Genomic DNA, 15896 nt, shown 5'->3' with positions numbered 1-15896 from the left:
GTGCGATAGCACCAAATAAAACAGCCGGATAACCGGCTGTTTTATTTGGTGCAGAAATGCTGACGAACGAATTACCAGATTTGCCACCAAGGTTTGTCCTTCTGGATTTCACCGTTCAGGTATTTACTGTTCGGGAAGGTACGGTCCAGGACGCGTTTGCTGTCATCACGCAGGTCGTTCATGCCCAGTTTGTCATAGGCGGCCGTCAAGACCACCAGCGCTTCTTCAACGGCCGGTGCTTGCGGGTATTGCTCGATGGCGTATTTGGCCCGGTTAACAGCTGCCACATAGGCCTGGCGCTTCATGTAATATTTGGCAACACCAACCTCGTGAGAGGCCAGCGAGTTCACCAGATAACGCATTCTGCCCAGTGCGTCAGGCGTGTATTTGCTTTTCGGGAACAGTGTGGTGAGTTGCTTGAATGCCTCGAACGATTCGCGTGCCGCTTTCGGGTCACGCTCGGTCATGTCCTGGTTGGCGATACTGGCAAAAAAGCCGGTGTCTTCGTTAAAGCTGGCCAAGCCTTTCAAATAATAGGCGTAGTCGACATTCGGATGCGTTGGGTGTAGCTTGATGAAGCGATCACACGCGGCAATGGCGGCGGCGGGTTCATCATCCTTATAGTTTGCGTATGCCTGGTTCAACTGAGCAGACAAGGCGTACTGCCCATAGGGGTAGCGCGCTTCAAGTTTCTCAAAATACTCTATAGCTTGCGTATAATTCTTGTCGTCTAATGCAAACTTTGCTTCAGAATACAGTTTATTTGCGGACCATTTTGTTGTCGGGTCCTTTTTTTCAGAACTACCACAGCCAGCCAGCAGGGCGGTTGCCAGTGCAATATAGAGAAGTTTCTTCATGTCCGAATCCAAAGTCGAGTCCAATGATTATAGCGCAAACATGCCATCTGAAAACGGGGAGGACGCGCAAGAATGGATTTTACCTGACGATTTCAGCGGTTTAAGGCTTGATCAGGCCCTTGCAAAGCTGTTGCCAGCCTACTCCAGAAGCCGTTTGCAGCAATGGATAAAAAATGAACGCGTTCTCCTGAACGGGGAGCTGGCGACCCAGAAAACCAAAGTTTATGGTGGTGAAGAGGTCTATGTCTTGCCGGAAATGGCGCCGGAGCAACTGGCTTTCCGTGCCGAACCGATGGACTTGCCCATTGTTTATGCGGATGAAGACATTCTGGTGATCAACAAGCCCGCAGGCCTGGTGGTTCACCCGGGGCATGGTAACTGGTCTGGCACACTGCTGAATGGCTTGCTGGCGTTTGATGAGCAGCTGTTTAGCGTACCAAGGGCCGGCATTGTGCACCGCCTGGATAAGGACACCAGTGGTTTGATGGTCGTGGCCAGAAACATCCCCGCACAGACTGAGCTGGTGAGACAGTTGCAGGCCAGAACTGTCAAACGGGAATACATGGCGGTGGCGCGCGGGCATATCAGTGTGGGCGGCACGATTGATGCACCGATTGGTAGGCATCAGAAAGATCGCCTGAAAATGGCGGTTTTGCCCGTGGGTCTGTCAGCCGGTAAACCAGCCGTGACGCACTTTGAGCCACAGATGAACTGGCCTGGTTTTACCCTGGTGACGTGCAGGCTGGAAACCGGGCGAACACACCAGATTCGGGTGCATATGCAATATATCGGCCACCCGCTGGTGGGGGACCCGCTGTATGGTCACCGGGCAACGTCCGAGCTGTTTCCGCGCCAGGCTTTGCATGCGCGGCGGCTGGGGCTGATTCACCCGAGAACCGGCATGCGCATGCAGTGGGAGGCCGATATTCCGGAGGATATGCAAGACCTGATTGACAGCCTAGGAGATGCAGATGCTGACTACTGAGCACCTGATTGTGCCGCAATGGCAAGCACCCAACGGTGTCAAGGCGCTGGCAACAACCCGGTTGGGCGGTGTTAGTCAGGCGCCGTTTGATGCGCTGAATCTGGGTTCGCATGTCAACGACCGGATCGACGATGTCACACAAAACCGCCATTTGCTGGATGCCTTTCTGCCTGCCAGCCCGGTGTGGCTGCAACAGGTGCACGGCATTGCGGTGGTGGATCTGGACAGTGCGCATGCAGACGTACCGGTAGCAGATGCCGTGATCAGTCGTCGAAAAGGGCAGGTTTGCGCCGTTCAGACGGCAGATTGTCTACCCGTCTTGTTTGCGGATGTGCACGGCACCGTGGTGGGGGCCGCGCATGCAGGCTGGCGTGGTTTGTGTCATGGTGTACTGGAAGCCACCCTGTCAGCCATGGCGGTTGATCCGGCCGATGTGGTTGTCTGGCTGGGGGCGGCAATTGGCCCTGACGCATTTGAAGTCGGGGATGAGGTACGGGCTGCTTTTATGGCGGTTGACCCGGCGGCGGCACAGGCTTTTGTGGCCGGCAAGCCTGGTAAATGGCTGGCAGATATTTACCAGTTGGCACGCCTGCGCTTGCAGCAGGCTGGCGTGGGTAGGCAGCATATTTTTGGCGGGGACTTGTGCACCTATACCGACCGCCAGCGCTTTTTCTCTTACCGACGGGATCAGCAAACCGGCCGGCAGGCTAGCCTGGTCTGGCTGGATTAGCGAGATTCTTCCGGCGCATCCGTAGCTTCTGCGGCTGCCTCGCTGGCAAGACGCTCGGCTTGTGCTTCTTTCAATGCCTGCTGGCGCATGTGGACCTTTCGCAACGATGTCCATAGCGCCAAGCCTACAGGAATCACGCCCAGAAACAGCACGACATTCACGGCACGCGCAATGCTGCCGCTGCTGGCAGCCATGAGTATCACGATATACAGCCAGGCAATGAGAATAATATGTTTCATCTTGGTGTTCTTGAGGTTTGGTCCATAATCAGGCAGGGCTGCATCTTAACAGCTCTCATCTCCCTTGGCATGTGTGGATGCCGCGTCCTGAATATTCTCCGGAAAATATCTTGTGCTAAGCGTCATTTCGTATGATGATACAGGCACCGGCATATGCATTTTTCTGGGCCGAAACCCGCCTGATACGTGTGTTCGCATTGGTTTTTTTCGATCTTCCTCAAATTCTGACGAGTTTATGTTGCTTTGCAGCAAAAAAGAGCTAATATGTTACTTTGATCAGTTTAACGACTGATGATTTTGTCTGGTAGCGGGTAAAAAGAGGGCGGCTGTTGGTTCTGCTGATGGTGCCTGATAAAAGTGCCGTATTTAATATGAAATATCCAGTTAGCAAATGCTGTACCGGATTATGCAGAGGGAGCTTCACGAATGTCTGAATCCAAACCTGGCCAGGGGTTGGCCGAGTTTTTCGAGCAAATTACCAAGGCCAATCAGCAGTTTGTAGAACAGTTTGCCAAAGCCGTACCGCCACAATCCCCGGAATCTGCAACCAATCCATATGCCAGCCTGTTTTCGGGTTTCTGGCAAAATGCCAGCCAGTTAAGCCAGTTACAAAACCAGTTGTATCAACAGCAGATGCAAGCATGGCAAGGCGTGATGGGGCAACCAGCCGACATGCCGGTCAAGGACAAGCGTTTTGCTGCGCCGGAGTGGGAACAGTTCCCGTTTTTCAACTATGTCCGCCAGAGTTATCTGAGTACTTCCAAATGGCTGATGGACATGGTCGACAAGACCCAGGCAGAGGACGAGCAGAAAGAGCGCATGCGCTTTTTCACCAAGCAGTTCCTGGATGCCATGAGCCCCAGCAATTTTGCGTTGACCAACCCGGAAGTCCTGAAGCTGGCAGCAGATACCAAAGGTGAAAGCCTGGTTGAAGGCATGAAAAACATGCTGGAAGACATGCAAAAGGGCTACATCACCATGACCGACGAATCCAAGTTTGAAGTCGGCAAGAACATGGCGATTACCCCGGGTCAGGTGATCTTCGAAAACGAACTGTTCCAGCTGATCCAATACACACCGTCAACCGATGAAGTATTCGAGCGGCCGCTGCTGATCGTGCCACCTTGCATCAACAAGTACTACCTGATGGACATGCAGCCAGAGAATTCTCTGATTCGCTACATTGTGTCGCAAGGTTATACCACCTTCCTGATGTCATGGCGCAGCGCGACCGAAGACATGAAGCACTATACCTGGGAAGACTATCTGACCAAGGGCGTATTCAAGGCAATGGAAGTCGTCAAGTCGGTCACTGGCAAAGATGACATGAACGCCATGGGTTTCTGCATTGGCGGTACGATCCTGACCACCGCGCTGGCCGTGTTGCGTGCCAAGGGCGACAAGAGCATTAATTCTGCAACTTACCTGACCTCCATGATTGATCACAGCGAGCCGGGTCCGATCAAGGTGTATCTGGACGAAAACCTGGTACGCCTGAAAGAAATCAAGCTATCAGAAGGTGGTCTGGTCAAGGGCAAAGAGCTGGCGGCAACATTCTCCAGCCTGCGTGCCAATGACCTGATCTGGAACTATGTGGTGAACAATTACCTCAAAGGCAAGACACCACCTCCATTTGATCTGCTGTACTGGAACTCGGACGGCACCAATCTGCCGCTGCCGATGCATACCTATTACCTGCGTAATATGTATATCGAAAACAATCTGACCAAACCCGGCAAGATGGAGTTGTGTGGCGTGAAGATTGATGTGCGCAAGATCGACATTCCTGTCTATCTGTTTGCCGCGCAGGAAGACCATATCGTACCGTGGAAAACAGCGTACCTGAGCACACAGTACCTGACCGGGCCGCAACGCTTTGTATTGGGAGCTTCAGGTCATATTGCCGGTACGATCAACCCGGTGACCACCAACAAGCGTAATTATTGGGTAAACGATCAGCTGCCAACGTCTTCTGACCTGTGGCTGCAAGGCGCTCAGAGCAATCCTGGCAGCTGGTGGCCAGATTACTCAAACTGGCTGGGCAAGTTGTCTGGTGAAAAAACCAAGGCCCCTAAATCGGCTGGCAATCGTACCTATAAAGCCATTGAAGCTGCGCCTGGACGTTATGTAAAAACCAGAGCAGAGTAAAACCCCCTGACTGGCCGGCTGGTATGTTTGGCTGGCTAGTCTGTAAACAGGGCATCGCCTTGTGTAGTCCATAAAAATTCATAAGGAGTCACAAATGTCAGACGTGGTTATTGTTGCTGCAGGCCGTACGGCTATTGGTAATTTCGGTGGAAGCCTGGCAAAGGTTTCTGCACCGGATCTGGGCGCTACCGTGATCAAGGCACTACTTGAAAAGACCGGTATCAAGCCAGAACAAATCAGTGAAGTCATTTTGGGTAACGTACTGACTGCTGGCCTGGGCCAAAACCCGGCCCGTCAGGCATTGATCAAAGCTGGCCTGCCAGTGGAAGTGCCAGCGCTTACCATTAACCAGGTATGTGGCTCTGGCCTGAAAACCACCCATCTGGCCGTTCAATCCATTCTGGCTGGTGACAACGAGATTGTGATTGCCGGTGGTCAGGAAAACATGAGCCAGTCTCCGCATGTATTGCCAGGGAGCCGTGACGGTTTCCGCATGGGTACTGCCTCACTGATCGACAGCATGGTGTACGACGGTTTGACCGACGTTTACAACCAGTACCACATGGGTATTACCGCAGAGAATATTGCAGAAAAACACGGCATCACCCGTGAAGAGCAAGATGCTTTTTCTGCTGCTTCGCAAAACAAGGCAGAAGCTGCCCAGAAAGCCGGTCGTTTTGATGCGGAAATCATTCCGGTGGTTATCCCGCAGAAAAAAGGCGACCCGGTCGTATTTGATAAAGATGAATTTATCAAAATGGGTTCTACTGCTGAAGGTTTGGGCAAACTGCGTCCTGCCTTTAAAAAGGATGGTACCGTGACCGCTGGTAACGCCTCTGGCGTGAACGACGGCGCTGCTGCTGTGATCCTGATGACAGCTGACAAGGCAAAAGAACTGGGTCTGACCCCGCTGGTTACCATCAAGGGCTATGCCTCTTCTGGTCTGGAGCCTTCAGTCATGGGGCTGGGGCCTGTATCTGCAACGCGTAAAGCGCTGGCAAAAGCTGGCTGGACACTGGATGACCTGGATCTGGTGGAAGCAAACGAAGCGTTTGCAGCACAAGCCCTTGGCGTGAACAAAGAGCTGGGCTGGGATACCTCCAAGGTCAACGTTAACGGTGGCGCGATTGCCCTGGGTCACCCTATCGGTGCGTCAGGTGCCCGTGTACTGGTTTCCCTGATTCACGAAATGATTCGCCGTGATGCCAAAAAAGGTCTGGCAACACTGTGTATCGGTGGTGGCATGGGTGTCGCATTGGCTGTAGAGCGCGCATAATCAATGTCGTGACGGATGGCTCCTGATCATGGAGCCATCCGGATTGATTTGTTTTTGTGCGTGAAGCAAAAACAAAAAGCCCCGCCAAGGCAGGGCTTTTTGTTCAAGCAGGTTACGTTGTCAGGTCAATCAGACTTTGACGTTGTTAGATGCTTGTTTGATGGCATCCACGGTCGCGGTTGTTGCTGACTTAACGCTGGTTTCTGTGAAGTCAGAAACCTGTTTAGCGGCTTTGCTCAGGCTGTCGACTGCAGACACGGTAGCTTGCACGGTCTGTTTAACGGCAGCAACAGCAGGTTCGGAACCGGCTGGTGCCAGTTTAGCAGTTTGATCCAGCAGGCTGATGACGTCTTTGTTCAGCTCGGTAATACGCGCTTCAGCAAACTTGGTCAGTTCGGCCTGAGTCTGGTTGGCGAATTCGTACACGCTGCGTGACAGGGCAACCAGGTTGTCCAGATTGCTTTCAGCCAGGCTTTGACGGGTTTCGTTAGCTTGCTGTACGTTTTTGATAGAGGCCAGGGTTTGAGCCTGACGCGCTTGTTCTTCCAGAACTGCTTTTGCAGTATCCAGTTGCAGCTTGATCAGTTTTTCTGCGCTGCCAATAGAGATCTGGGCGAGTTGAAGAGCTGATTCTGCTTGTTTCAGACCGTATTCTTTAATGGATTCATTCAATGACATGATGTAACCTCCTAGGGTGATTTGTTGCATTGCACAATTTCATCTTAGCTATGTAGGTCATGCATGTCAATGATTATTTTTGTGCACTGCACAAAAATAATCTGCAGTTGGAGCAATCTGAAATAATTGGTGTTAAAATCGTATTACGATGCCAAATAACCGAATGGAAACTGTCCGCATGTCCCAAGATAAACGCATCATCAAGAAATACCCGAACCGCCGTCTCTACGACACGGCAACGAGCTGCTATATCACGCTGGAAGATGTAAAAAAGCTGGTGCTGGAAAATGTTGATATTCAGGTTCAGGATGCGAAATCCGGTGATGATCTGACCCGCAGCGTATTGCTGCAGATCATTCTGGAAGAAGAGTCTGGTGGCATGCCGATGTTTACCTACGACGTGCTGACCCAGATTATCCGTTTCTATGGCAACGCCATGCAGGGCATGATGGGTTCTTATCTGGAGAAGAACATGCAGATGTTTGCCCAGATGCAAGACCGTCTTAAAGAGCAAACCAAGCAGATTTATGGTGAAACGCCAACAGTCACTCCCGGGCTATGGAACGAGTTCCTGAAATTTCAGGGGCCGGCCATGCAGGGCATGATGTCTAGCTATCTGGAACAAAGCACCAACATGTTTGTCGACATGCAGCAGCAAATGCAGGAGCGCACCCGCAACCTGTTTACCGGCCTGGGTTTTCCGGGCGGGACTGACGAGAAACCCAAAGAATAGGGTATAATCGCTTAACGCATTGTTTATACAGTTTATTTCTGACTTGAGGCGGGCAATGTGCTCGCCTCTTTGTCTTAGTGTTTTACTACCCCGGTGTAGATTGGCACCGCCATAAGAGTATTCTATCCATGAGTGATCAACAGTTGTCCGGCCAGCAAAAAATTGGGGTCGTGTCGTTAGGATGTCCGAAAGCGCTTGTCGATTCGGAGCAGTTTCTGACCCAGTTACGTGCCGAAGGTTATGAAATTTCGGGTTCTTACAATGATGCTGATCTGGTGATTGTAAATACCTGTGGTTTTATCGACAGTGCCGTACAAGAATCACTGGATGCCATTGGCGAGGCCCTGCATGAAAACGGCAAGGTGATCGTGACCGGGTGCCTGGGTGCCAAAGGCGATATCGTCCAGCAAACCCATCCCAAAGTACTGGCCGTTACCGGACCGCATGCGACGGACGATGTGGTCAGTGCGGTGCACCAGTATCTGCCTAAGCCGCATGATCCGTTCATCGACCTGATTCCGCCACAAGGGATCAAGCTGACGCCAAAACACTATGCTTATCTGAAGATTTCGGAAGGGTGCAATCACCGTTGTACCTTCTGCATTATTCCATCCATGCGCGGGGATCTGGTGAGCCGGCCTGTGCATGAAGTGTTGCGAGAAGCAGAGGGTTTGGCCAAGGCCGGCGTCAAAGAATTGCTGGTCATCTCTCAAGATACCAGCGCCTATGGTGTCGATGTCAAATACAAGACTGGCTTTTATAACGGCCGCCCGGTGCGGACCCGCATGACTGAGTTGGCCACCGAGTTGGCCAAACTGGATATCTGGGTGCGTTTGCACTACGTATACCCATATCCGCATGTGGACGAAGTGATTCCGCTGATGGCGGAAGGCAAGATTTTGCCGTACCTGGATATCCCGTTCCAGCACGCCAGTCCGCGCATCCTTAAAGCCATGAAGCGCCCGGGTGATAGCGACAAAGTCTTGCAGCGTGTACAGAACTGGCGCGCCATGTGTCCGGATCTTGCAATCCGTTCTACCTTTATTGTTGGCTTCCCTGGTGAAACCGAAGATGATTTCCAGCAATTGCTGGACTTTCTGGATGAAGCAGAACTGGACCGGGTAGGGTGCTTTACGTACTCGCCGGTGGAAGGTGCGACAGCCAATGCCTTGCCGGATCATGTACCAGCCGAATTGGCAGAAGAGCGCAAAGCCCGTTTCATGGAGAAGCAGGCAGAAATCAGTGCAAGGCGTCTGGCTGCCAAAGTCGGGCGTTCACTTGAAATCCTGATCGATGAAGTCGATGAGGAAGGCGCAATCGGCCGCAGTTATGCGGATGCACCAGAGATTGACGGCCTGGTGTATCTGAACGGTGAAACCCGACTGCAAGTCGGTGACAAAGTCACTGCAAAAATCATCGAATCAGATGAGTATGACTTGTGGGCCGAAAGAATATAATGCATTGCAGCATGCTATAATCTGACGGTTTATTTGCACGGGGATGTGTCGGGGCAGTTGGCAAAGCAGGCAAAAAGCCAATGTTCACGGCGCATCTTTAAACGTATCTACACGACAAAAGAGGACTACCCCATGATTCTGGATCGCGTACCAGCTGGTAAAGATGTACCAAACGACTTCAACGTGATTATCGAAATTCCAGCCAATGCAGCGCCTATCAAGTATGAGCTGGACAAAGACACTGGCGCGATGTTCGTCGATCGTTTCATGGGCACTGCCATGTTCTACCCATGTAACTACGGTTATATTCCTAACACCCTGTCTGAAGATGGGGATCCTGTCGATGTGCTGGTTGTTACCCCGTTCCCGCTGCAGATTGGCGTAGTGGTTCGCTGCCGTGCCCTGGGCATGCTGAAAATGGAAGACGAATCCGGCATTGATGCCAAACTGATCGCTGTGCCGGTTGAAAAACTGTGCCCGATGTACAAGAACATTCAGAGCACTTCTGACCTGCCTGAACTGCTGTTGCAACAGATTTCCCATTTCTTTGAACATTACAAAGATCTGGAAAAAGGCAAATGGGTGAAGGTGCAGGGCTGGGCAGATATCGACGCAGCTAAAGCCGAAATCCTGGCAGGGGTTGAGCGCTACAAGGCCTGATAGTTATAGCCATGTTTTCCCCAAAACAGCCATGACGAATGTCATGGCTGTTTTGTTTTGAGTTCCCCCATGCCCTTGTGGTTTGGCCACTTCCCACCGGCGCCCATGTGCGCGTACTATTGATTCTCTATATCAATCAGATTGCCGAGGGTCACCATGTCACTTTCCATGTATCAGGCATCCATTCCTGTGTTTATCCGTATGCTGAACAACCTCAAGCACTTGCTGGATTTGGCCGTGCAGCATGCAGAAACCCATAAATTTGATCCATCTGTGCTTCCCAATGTCCGTCTGTATCCGAATATGTATCCTTTGACCAAGCAGGTGCAGATTGCCACTGATATGGTAAAAGGCGGCGCGGCACGGCTGGCGGGTGAGACACCACCCTCCTGGCCAGATGATGAAGCGACGCTGGAGCAATTGCAGGCTAGGGTAGACAAGGCATTGGCATTCCTGTCGGGCTTCTCGCCAGCACAGATTGATGGCAGTGAAAACAAGGAAATCGTGCTGAAATGGCCAGGCAGGACGTTGAACTTTACCGGGCAGGATTACCTGCTCAATTTTGTGCTGCCAAACTTCTATTTCCATATCACGACGACTTATGCCCTGCTACGCCATAACGGTGTCCCGGTAGGCAAATCAGACTTTATTGGGGACTGACTGCATCCGTATGGGCGGTGAGGAGGGTTGGTGATGGGTTCATATTTGCCAACACAAACCCCGCCTGCTGGCTGATGGCATGTTGCGCAATTCTGTCAGGGCTGTGCCATTGTCATGGCGCTATGCAGTAAAGCCTGCGGATTACCTGCTGTCAACGTCTTAACAAGCTTTTGGGTGTAGGTCTAAGTACGTGTGGCGTGTAAATGTCTGGCTGGCATTCTTGTCTAAGTACAACTACTGAAAGCACTGTTAATTGACGCAATCCAATTGCTTAGCGGGCTAAATTTGTTGGAGAATACGCAATATTGCAGTGCAAAAAACTGTGATATTGCGTTTGCCCACCCTCGCAGACCTTCCTGGGACATTGATTGCGCTACCGTCGCATGCCAATTGTTTCCTCTGGCCCCATGCGCCGTTGTATCCCTTTTGTCTTGCCAAACAAGACCCTGAATCGAATATGTTTTTTTCATTGGTGATACTCAGCGCACTTTGTAATCGTGCAAGGAACACCTATATGTCGTCCATCGTTTCAAAATCGGTATTAAAGATTTCCATGATTGCAGCTTCTATCAGCATGGCTACAGCCCATGCGGACGTTGTCATCAAAATTGGCCATGCATCCGCCCTGACCGGGCCGATTGCCCACCTTGGCAAGGATAATGAGTTCGGTGCCCGTCTGGCGATTGAAGAGCTGAACAGCAAGAAAATCAAGATTGGTGGCCAGGTCGCCAAATTTGAACTGGTCTCTGAAGATGATGCCGGAGATCCTAAACTGGCAACAGTTGTAGCCCAAAAACTGGTAGACATGAAAGTGTCTGCTGTCATTGGTCACTTGACCTCGGGTACATCCATTCCGGCAGCGCGTTTGTATTCGGACGCCGGTATTCCCCAAATTACCCCTTCGTCTACCAACCCTAAGTTTACGCAGCAAGGTTTCAAGACCACGTTCCGCATGGTGGCCAATGATATCCAGCAGGGCGGTGCCATGGGTTCGTTTGCGGTAAAAAGCCTCAAAGCCAAAACGGTCGTGATTCTGGATGACCGTACTGCGTATGGCCAGGGTCTGGCCGACGAGATTGAAAAATCGGTAAAAGCCAATGGCGGCAAAGTACTGACCCGCGAATACGGTACCGATAAAACCACCGACTGGATGGCGGTTCTGACCTCCATTAAGGGTAAAAAGCCGGATGTCGTTCTGTATGGCGGCATGGACGTGACAGCTGCACCCCAATTGCAACAATTGCGTCGTCTGGGCATTACCGCGAAATACGTGGTGTCTGATGGTGGTTGCTCTGCCAACATGATCAAACTGGCGGGTTCAGCCATGTCACCAGACGTGTACTGTACAGAAGCTGGTATTCCGCGTGACCAGATGCCACAAGGCAAGGCATTCTTCCCGCGTTTCAAACAACGGTTTGGTCAAGACGTTCAGGTGTATGCACCGTATGTGTACGACGCTGTGATGACCGTGGCACAGGCCATGCAGGCGGCCAACTCATCTGATCCCGCCAAATATCTGCCAAAGCTGGCCGCGATCAAGACCACTGGCGTCATTGGCCCGATTGCGTTTGATGCCAAAGGCGATATCCTGAAGGCCGCCGTGACGGTAAAGCAGTTCCGTGACGGTAACTGGAATGCAGTGCAAGTCGTACACTGATAGCCGTTCGTCAGTTCATCCAAAAAAGGTACCGCGAGGTACCTTTTTTGTCTGGCAGGCCGTCATTGGCGCTCATACAGGACAAATCAAGGCTTTTTGGCCGTAAACTGCTAAGGAATCAGAGACTTGGCTTTGTTTCTTATGTGCAACATATTGCGGTAGTAGTATATTCAACACAAAGACATGTTATAATCTACGGTTTTGATATCACCGGAAATTTCCATGTCTCGCGCACTCCGCAATATTGCTATCATCGCCCACGTTGACCACGGCAAAACGACCCTGGTTGACCAATTGCTGCGTCAAAGCGGCACCTTCCGTGAAAACCAGCAGGTTGACGAACGCGTCATGGATAGCAATGACTTGGAAAAAGAACGTGGTATTACCATTCTTGCCAAGAACACTGCTATCGATTACGAAGGTACCCACATCAACATCGTAGATACCCCGGGCCACGCCGACTTTGGTGGCGAAGTGGAACGCGTGTTGGGCATGGTGGATGGCGTGCTGCTGCTGGTGGATGCGGTTGAAGGCCCGATGCCTCAAACCCGTTTCGTGACCAAAAAAGCACTGGCACTGGGCCTGCGCCCGATCGTGGTGATCAACAAGGTTGACCGCCCGGGTGCGCGTCCTGACTGGGTTGTGGACCAGACATTCGACCTGTTTGACAAACTGGGTGCGACCAACGAGCAGCTGGACTTCCCGATCATTTACGCATCCGGCCTGAATGGTTTTGCAAAGCTGGAATTAGCTGATGAGTCCAGCGATATGCGTCCGTTGTTCGAGACCGTATTGAAGCACGTACCAACACCTCCAGGCGACAGCGAAGCACCATTGCAGTTGCAGATTGCTGCGCTGGATTACTCTACCTATACCGGCCGCCTTGGGGTTGGCCGTGTGCTGAACGGTCGCATCAAGCCTGGTCAGGCTGTTGTGGTCATGAATCATGAAGATCAGGTTGCGCAAGGCCGTATCAACCAGGTATTGGGCTTCCAGGGTCTGGACCGTGTGCCTGTTGAAAGTGCAGAAGCTGGCGACATCATCATTATCTCCGGTATTGAAGACATCGGTATCGGTGTGACCATTGCCGACAAAGACAATCCTGTTGGTCTGCCAGTGCTGGCTGTGGATGAGCCAACCCTGACCATGGACTTTATGGTGAACTCTTCACCATTGGCCGGTACCGAAGGCAAGTTTGTGACCAGCCGTCAGATTCGTGACCGCCTGACCAAAGAGTTGCTGACCAACGTTGCGTTGCGCGTTGAAGATACCGAAGACTCTGACGTATTCCGTGTGTCTGGCCGTGGTGAATTGCACCTGACCATTCTGCTGGAAAGCATGCGTCGTGAAGGCTTTGAAATGGCCGTGGCCAAGCCACGCGTGGTGTACAAGGAAATCGACGGTCAGAAGTGCGAACCGTACGAAAACCTGACCATTGACCTGGAAGATGCAAACCAGGGTGCCGTGATGGAAGAAATCGGTCGCCGCCGTGGCGAGCTGACCAACATGGAATCTGACGGCATGGGCCGTACCCGTCTGGAATACCACATTCCTGCACGTGGCCTGATTGGCTTCCAGTCTGACTTCATGACCATGACCCGTGGTACTGGCCTGATGTCTCACGTGTTTGATGACTATGGTCCTGTCAAGGCTGACTTGCCAGGTCGTCACAATGGTGTACTGATCTCTCAGGAAGCTGGCGAAGCAGTGGCGTACGCGCTGTGGAACCTGGAAGACCGTGGCCGCATGTTTGTGAGCCCAGGCGACAAACTGTATGAAGGCATGATCATCGGTATCCATAGCCGTGACAATGACTTGGTAGTTAACCCGATCAAGGGTAAAAAACTGACCAACGTTCGTGCCTCCGGTACGGATGAAGCCGTGCGTTTGACCACCCCGATCAAACTGACGCTGGAATCTGCTGTTGAGTTTATTGATGATGATGAACTGGTAGAAATTACCCCGGTCAGCATCCGTATCCGTAAACGCTATCTGTCAGAAAACGAGCGTCGTCGCGCGGTTCGTTCTGCAGATTGATTCGCGCCGTGTAGCGGGTAACGAAAAAACGGCGGGGTTCATGACCACGCCGTTTTTTTGCCCGTTACGTTTTTGTAGACTAGACCTAATATCAGGAGCAGTGATATGAGCCAGATTGAACGTATTGGTACCACCAAGCGATGGTCCGACGTGGTATTGCATGGCCAGACCGCCTACTTTGTCGAAGTGCCAGATACCTTGCATGCAGATATCCAGACACAGACCCGCGAAGTGCTGACGAGTATTGAACGCCGTTTGTCAGGTTTTGGCAGCGATAAATCCCGCTTGCTTCAGGTTGTAATCTACCTGACCGATATGCGCTATATCGCTGAAATGAACGAGCTATGGGACGCATGGCTGCCAGAAGGCTCCGCACCGTCACGTGCTTGTGTGAAGGCAGAACTGGCAGACCCCGGCTATAAAATTGAAATGGTGATTACCGCTGCAAGGTAATCCTGTTTTGCGCAATTGTGAATTGAGGGAAGAACGGTTGCGCTATAATAAAAAAATAGATAAAAAGACAATAACAAGAATAACGTTAAAAACTTTCAGAGTATACGTGCCCGCATGATCTGTAACCCTTATGAAATTATCATTCAAGGCTTGACCTCGAATGGCCGCCAGTTCCGTCCTAGTGACTGGGCTGAGCGTTTATCCGGGATCCTATCGACGTTTGGATGGGATCAGAAGATGTCTTATTCGCCATATGTTCGTCCGATGACACTCGAAGGTGTACGTTGTGTCGCGGTAGATCGGCAGCTGGAAGAAATCAACCCGAGAGTATTTGCCTTTATCATGGCTTTTGCCAAGGATAACGACCTGAAGGTGGTTGATTGCCGTACCCTCATCGATGAACTCGGTGATAGTGTTACGGAAGCAGATAGCCCGTCTGAAGCTGCAAAAGGGTAGTGCTTACTGTTGCTAACCGCAACACCCAATAAAAAACCCGGTTTTTCAACCGGGTTTTTTATTGGGTAACGTTGCTGTATAGATCAAACGGGTGGCTGGGTTTCAATGAAACTGGCACGCTCTGACAGTTTGGCATAATGCCGGGCCAGGTTGGGGTAGGTAGTCTTCCAGTCGATATCCTGAAAGCGCAGGTCCAGATAGCCCAAGGCGCACCCGGTCGCAATATCGGCCAGTGTAAAGCCTTCACCAACACACCAGGTTTTGTCGGCCAGTTGCTCGGACATGGCTTGTAGCGCACGGCTGATCTTGTCGTGCTGGCGAGCGATCCAGTCCTGATCCTGCTTGTCTGCTGCGCGTTTGGTTTTTTCCAGAAAGATGGTCACTGCTGCGTCGCAAATGCCGTCTGCCAGTGCTTCCCAGCGTTTTACGCGTGTTTGCGGACGTGTTTCTTGTGGCAGCAGCTTGCCAACAGGGGACAGGCGATCCATGTATTCGACAATGACGCGTGAATCATACAGGGTATCGCCATCATCCAGCACCAATACCGGAATTTTGCCCAACGGGTTCAGGTTCGGTACATTGGTATCTGCATTCCATGGAATGTCGATCACATTCTCGAGCGTGAGCTGTTTTTCCTGCGCAACAATCCTGGCTTTACGCGCAAACGGGCTGGTCAGTGAAATAATCAGTTTCATGGAGCGTCCAAAAGGCTAGAAATCGTGGTTAGTCACATTATAGGTGATGATGGCCATATTAGGTGAAACCTGTGACAGATATTGTATGCATGCTAACTATTCTGTCAGTGGTAATCTCCTAGCGTCGCGCTAGTTGCTTATCCTTTGCGGGTGTTGCGCATTTCATACTGTGTGG

Annotated in this window: 16 protein-coding genes; 12 read left to right on the top strand and 4 right to left on the bottom strand. The window is 51.6% G+C overall.

The annotated features are described in order from the left end of the window. Positions 1-71: 71 nt before the first annotated feature. Positions 72-857, bottom strand: coding sequence for an outer membrane protein assembly factor BamD (locus F552_RS0107320; protein WP_018151081.1), 786 nt, complete (start codon positions 855-857; stop codon positions 72-74). Between F552_RS0107320 and rluD the strand changes: the two genes are divergently transcribed. Both rluD and pgeF read left to right on the top strand, forming a co-directional pair. Beyond that, positions 856-1842: a 23S rRNA pseudouridine(1911/1915/1917) synthase RluD gene (gene rluD, locus F552_RS0107315; protein WP_018151080.1), complete on the top strand. Its 987-nt coding sequence runs from the start codon at positions 856-858 to the stop codon at positions 1840-1842. The genes F552_RS0107320 and rluD overlap by 2 nt on opposite strands. After that, a complete protein-coding gene (gene pgeF / locus F552_RS0107310) occupies positions 1823-2572 on the top strand; it encodes a peptidoglycan editing factor PgeF (RefSeq protein ID WP_018151079.1) in 750 nt (249 codons plus the stop codon). Before rluD ends, pgeF begins: the two co-directional genes overlap by 20 nt. Here pgeF and F552_RS0107305 read toward each other — a convergent pair. Continuing rightward, the gene (locus F552_RS0107305; RefSeq protein WP_018151078.1) at positions 2569-2811 is read right to left on the bottom strand and encodes a hypothetical protein; all 243 of its coding nucleotides are present in this window, start codon (positions 2809-2811) and stop codon (positions 2569-2571) included. The two genes, pgeF and F552_RS0107305, sit on opposite strands and share 4 nt — an antisense overlap. A 426-nt stretch (positions 2812-3237) precedes the next feature. Here F552_RS0107305 and F552_RS0107300 point away from each other — a divergent pair, with 426 nt between their 5' ends. Both F552_RS0107300 and F552_RS0107295 read left to right on the top strand, forming a co-directional pair. Further along, positions 3238-4959 (top strand): PHA/PHB synthase family protein, encoded by a 1722-nt coding sequence (locus F552_RS0107300; protein ID WP_018151077.1) that lies wholly within the window; start codon positions 3238-3240, stop codon positions 4957-4959. A 94-nt stretch (positions 4960-5053) separates the two neighbouring features. Next, positions 5054-6235 carry an acetyl-CoA C-acetyltransferase gene (locus F552_RS0107295; RefSeq protein WP_018151076.1) on the top strand — a complete coding sequence of 394 codons (1182 nt, stop codon included), beginning with the start codon at positions 5054-5056 and terminating at the stop codon, positions 6233-6235. 129 nt (positions 6236-6364) lie between these two features. Here F552_RS0107295 and F552_RS0107290 read toward each other — a convergent pair whose 3' ends face one another. Next, the gene (locus tag F552_RS0107290; RefSeq protein ID WP_156802251.1) at positions 6365-6913 is read right to left on the bottom strand and encodes a phasin family protein; all 549 of its coding nucleotides are present in this window, start codon (positions 6911-6913) and stop codon (positions 6365-6367) included. Between the two features lie 178 nt (positions 6914-7091). On the opposite strand from F552_RS0107290, the gene phaR reads away from it, so the two are divergent. The 8 genes from phaR to F552_RS18720 all read left to right on the top strand — a co-directional run bounded on the left by phaR (position 7092) and on the right by F552_RS18720 (position 15026). Then, a complete protein-coding gene (phaR, locus tag F552_RS0107285; RefSeq protein WP_018151074.1) occupies positions 7092-7646 on the top strand; it encodes a polyhydroxyalkanoate synthesis repressor PhaR in 555 nt (184 codons plus the stop codon). 128 nt (positions 7647-7774) lie between these two features. Beyond that, positions 7775-9103 carry a 30S ribosomal protein S12 methylthiotransferase RimO gene (gene rimO / locus F552_RS0107280; protein WP_018151073.1) on the top strand — a complete coding sequence of 443 codons (1329 nt, stop codon included), beginning with the start codon at positions 7775-7777 and terminating at the stop codon, positions 9101-9103. 132 nt (positions 9104-9235) lie between these two features. After that, the gene (gene ppa / locus F552_RS0107275) at positions 9236-9763 is read left to right on the top strand and encodes an inorganic diphosphatase (RefSeq protein WP_018151072.1); all 528 of its coding nucleotides are present in this window, start codon (positions 9236-9238) and stop codon (positions 9761-9763) included. Positions 9764-9919: 156 nt separating this feature from the next. Then, a complete protein-coding gene (locus F552_RS0107270; protein WP_026182484.1) occupies positions 9920-10423 on the top strand; it encodes a DUF1993 domain-containing protein in 504 nt (167 codons plus the stop codon). 514 nt (positions 10424-10937) lie between these two features. Further along, the gene (locus F552_RS0107265; protein WP_026182483.1) at positions 10938-12080 is read left to right on the top strand and encodes a branched-chain amino acid ABC transporter substrate-binding protein; all 1143 of its coding nucleotides are present in this window, start codon (positions 10938-10940) and stop codon (positions 12078-12080) included. A 222-nt stretch (positions 12081-12302) separates the two neighbouring features. Continuing rightward, positions 12303-14117 carry a translational GTPase TypA gene (typA, locus tag F552_RS0107260; RefSeq protein ID WP_018151069.1) on the top strand — a complete coding sequence of 605 codons (1815 nt, stop codon included), beginning with the start codon at positions 12303-12305 and terminating at the stop codon, positions 14115-14117. Positions 14118-14222: 105 nt separating this feature from the next. Beyond that, positions 14223-14570: a RidA family protein gene (locus F552_RS0107255; RefSeq protein WP_018151068.1), complete on the top strand. Its 348-nt coding sequence runs from the start codon at positions 14223-14225 to the stop codon at positions 14568-14570. Between the two features lie 114 nt (positions 14571-14684). Beyond that, a complete protein-coding gene (locus F552_RS18720) occupies positions 14685-15026 on the top strand; it encodes a DUF3579 domain-containing protein (protein WP_051078271.1) in 342 nt (113 codons plus the stop codon). Positions 15027-15109: 83 nt separating this feature from the next. Here the strand turns inward: F552_RS18720 and F552_RS0107245 are convergent, their stop codons facing one another. Continuing rightward, positions 15110-15721, bottom strand: a complete 612-nt coding sequence (locus F552_RS0107245; RefSeq protein ID WP_018151066.1) for a glutathione S-transferase — start codon at positions 15719-15721, stop codon at positions 15110-15112. Between the last annotated feature and the right edge of the window lie 175 nt (positions 15722-15896).

It is taken from the genome of Leeia oryzae DSM 17879 (genome assembly GCF_000376945.1).
In the GTDB taxonomy this organism is placed as follows: Bacteria; Pseudomonadota; Gammaproteobacteria; order Burkholderiales; family Leeiaceae; genus Leeia; species Leeia oryzae.
This window is presented reverse-complemented; position numbering and strand designations above follow the sequence as displayed.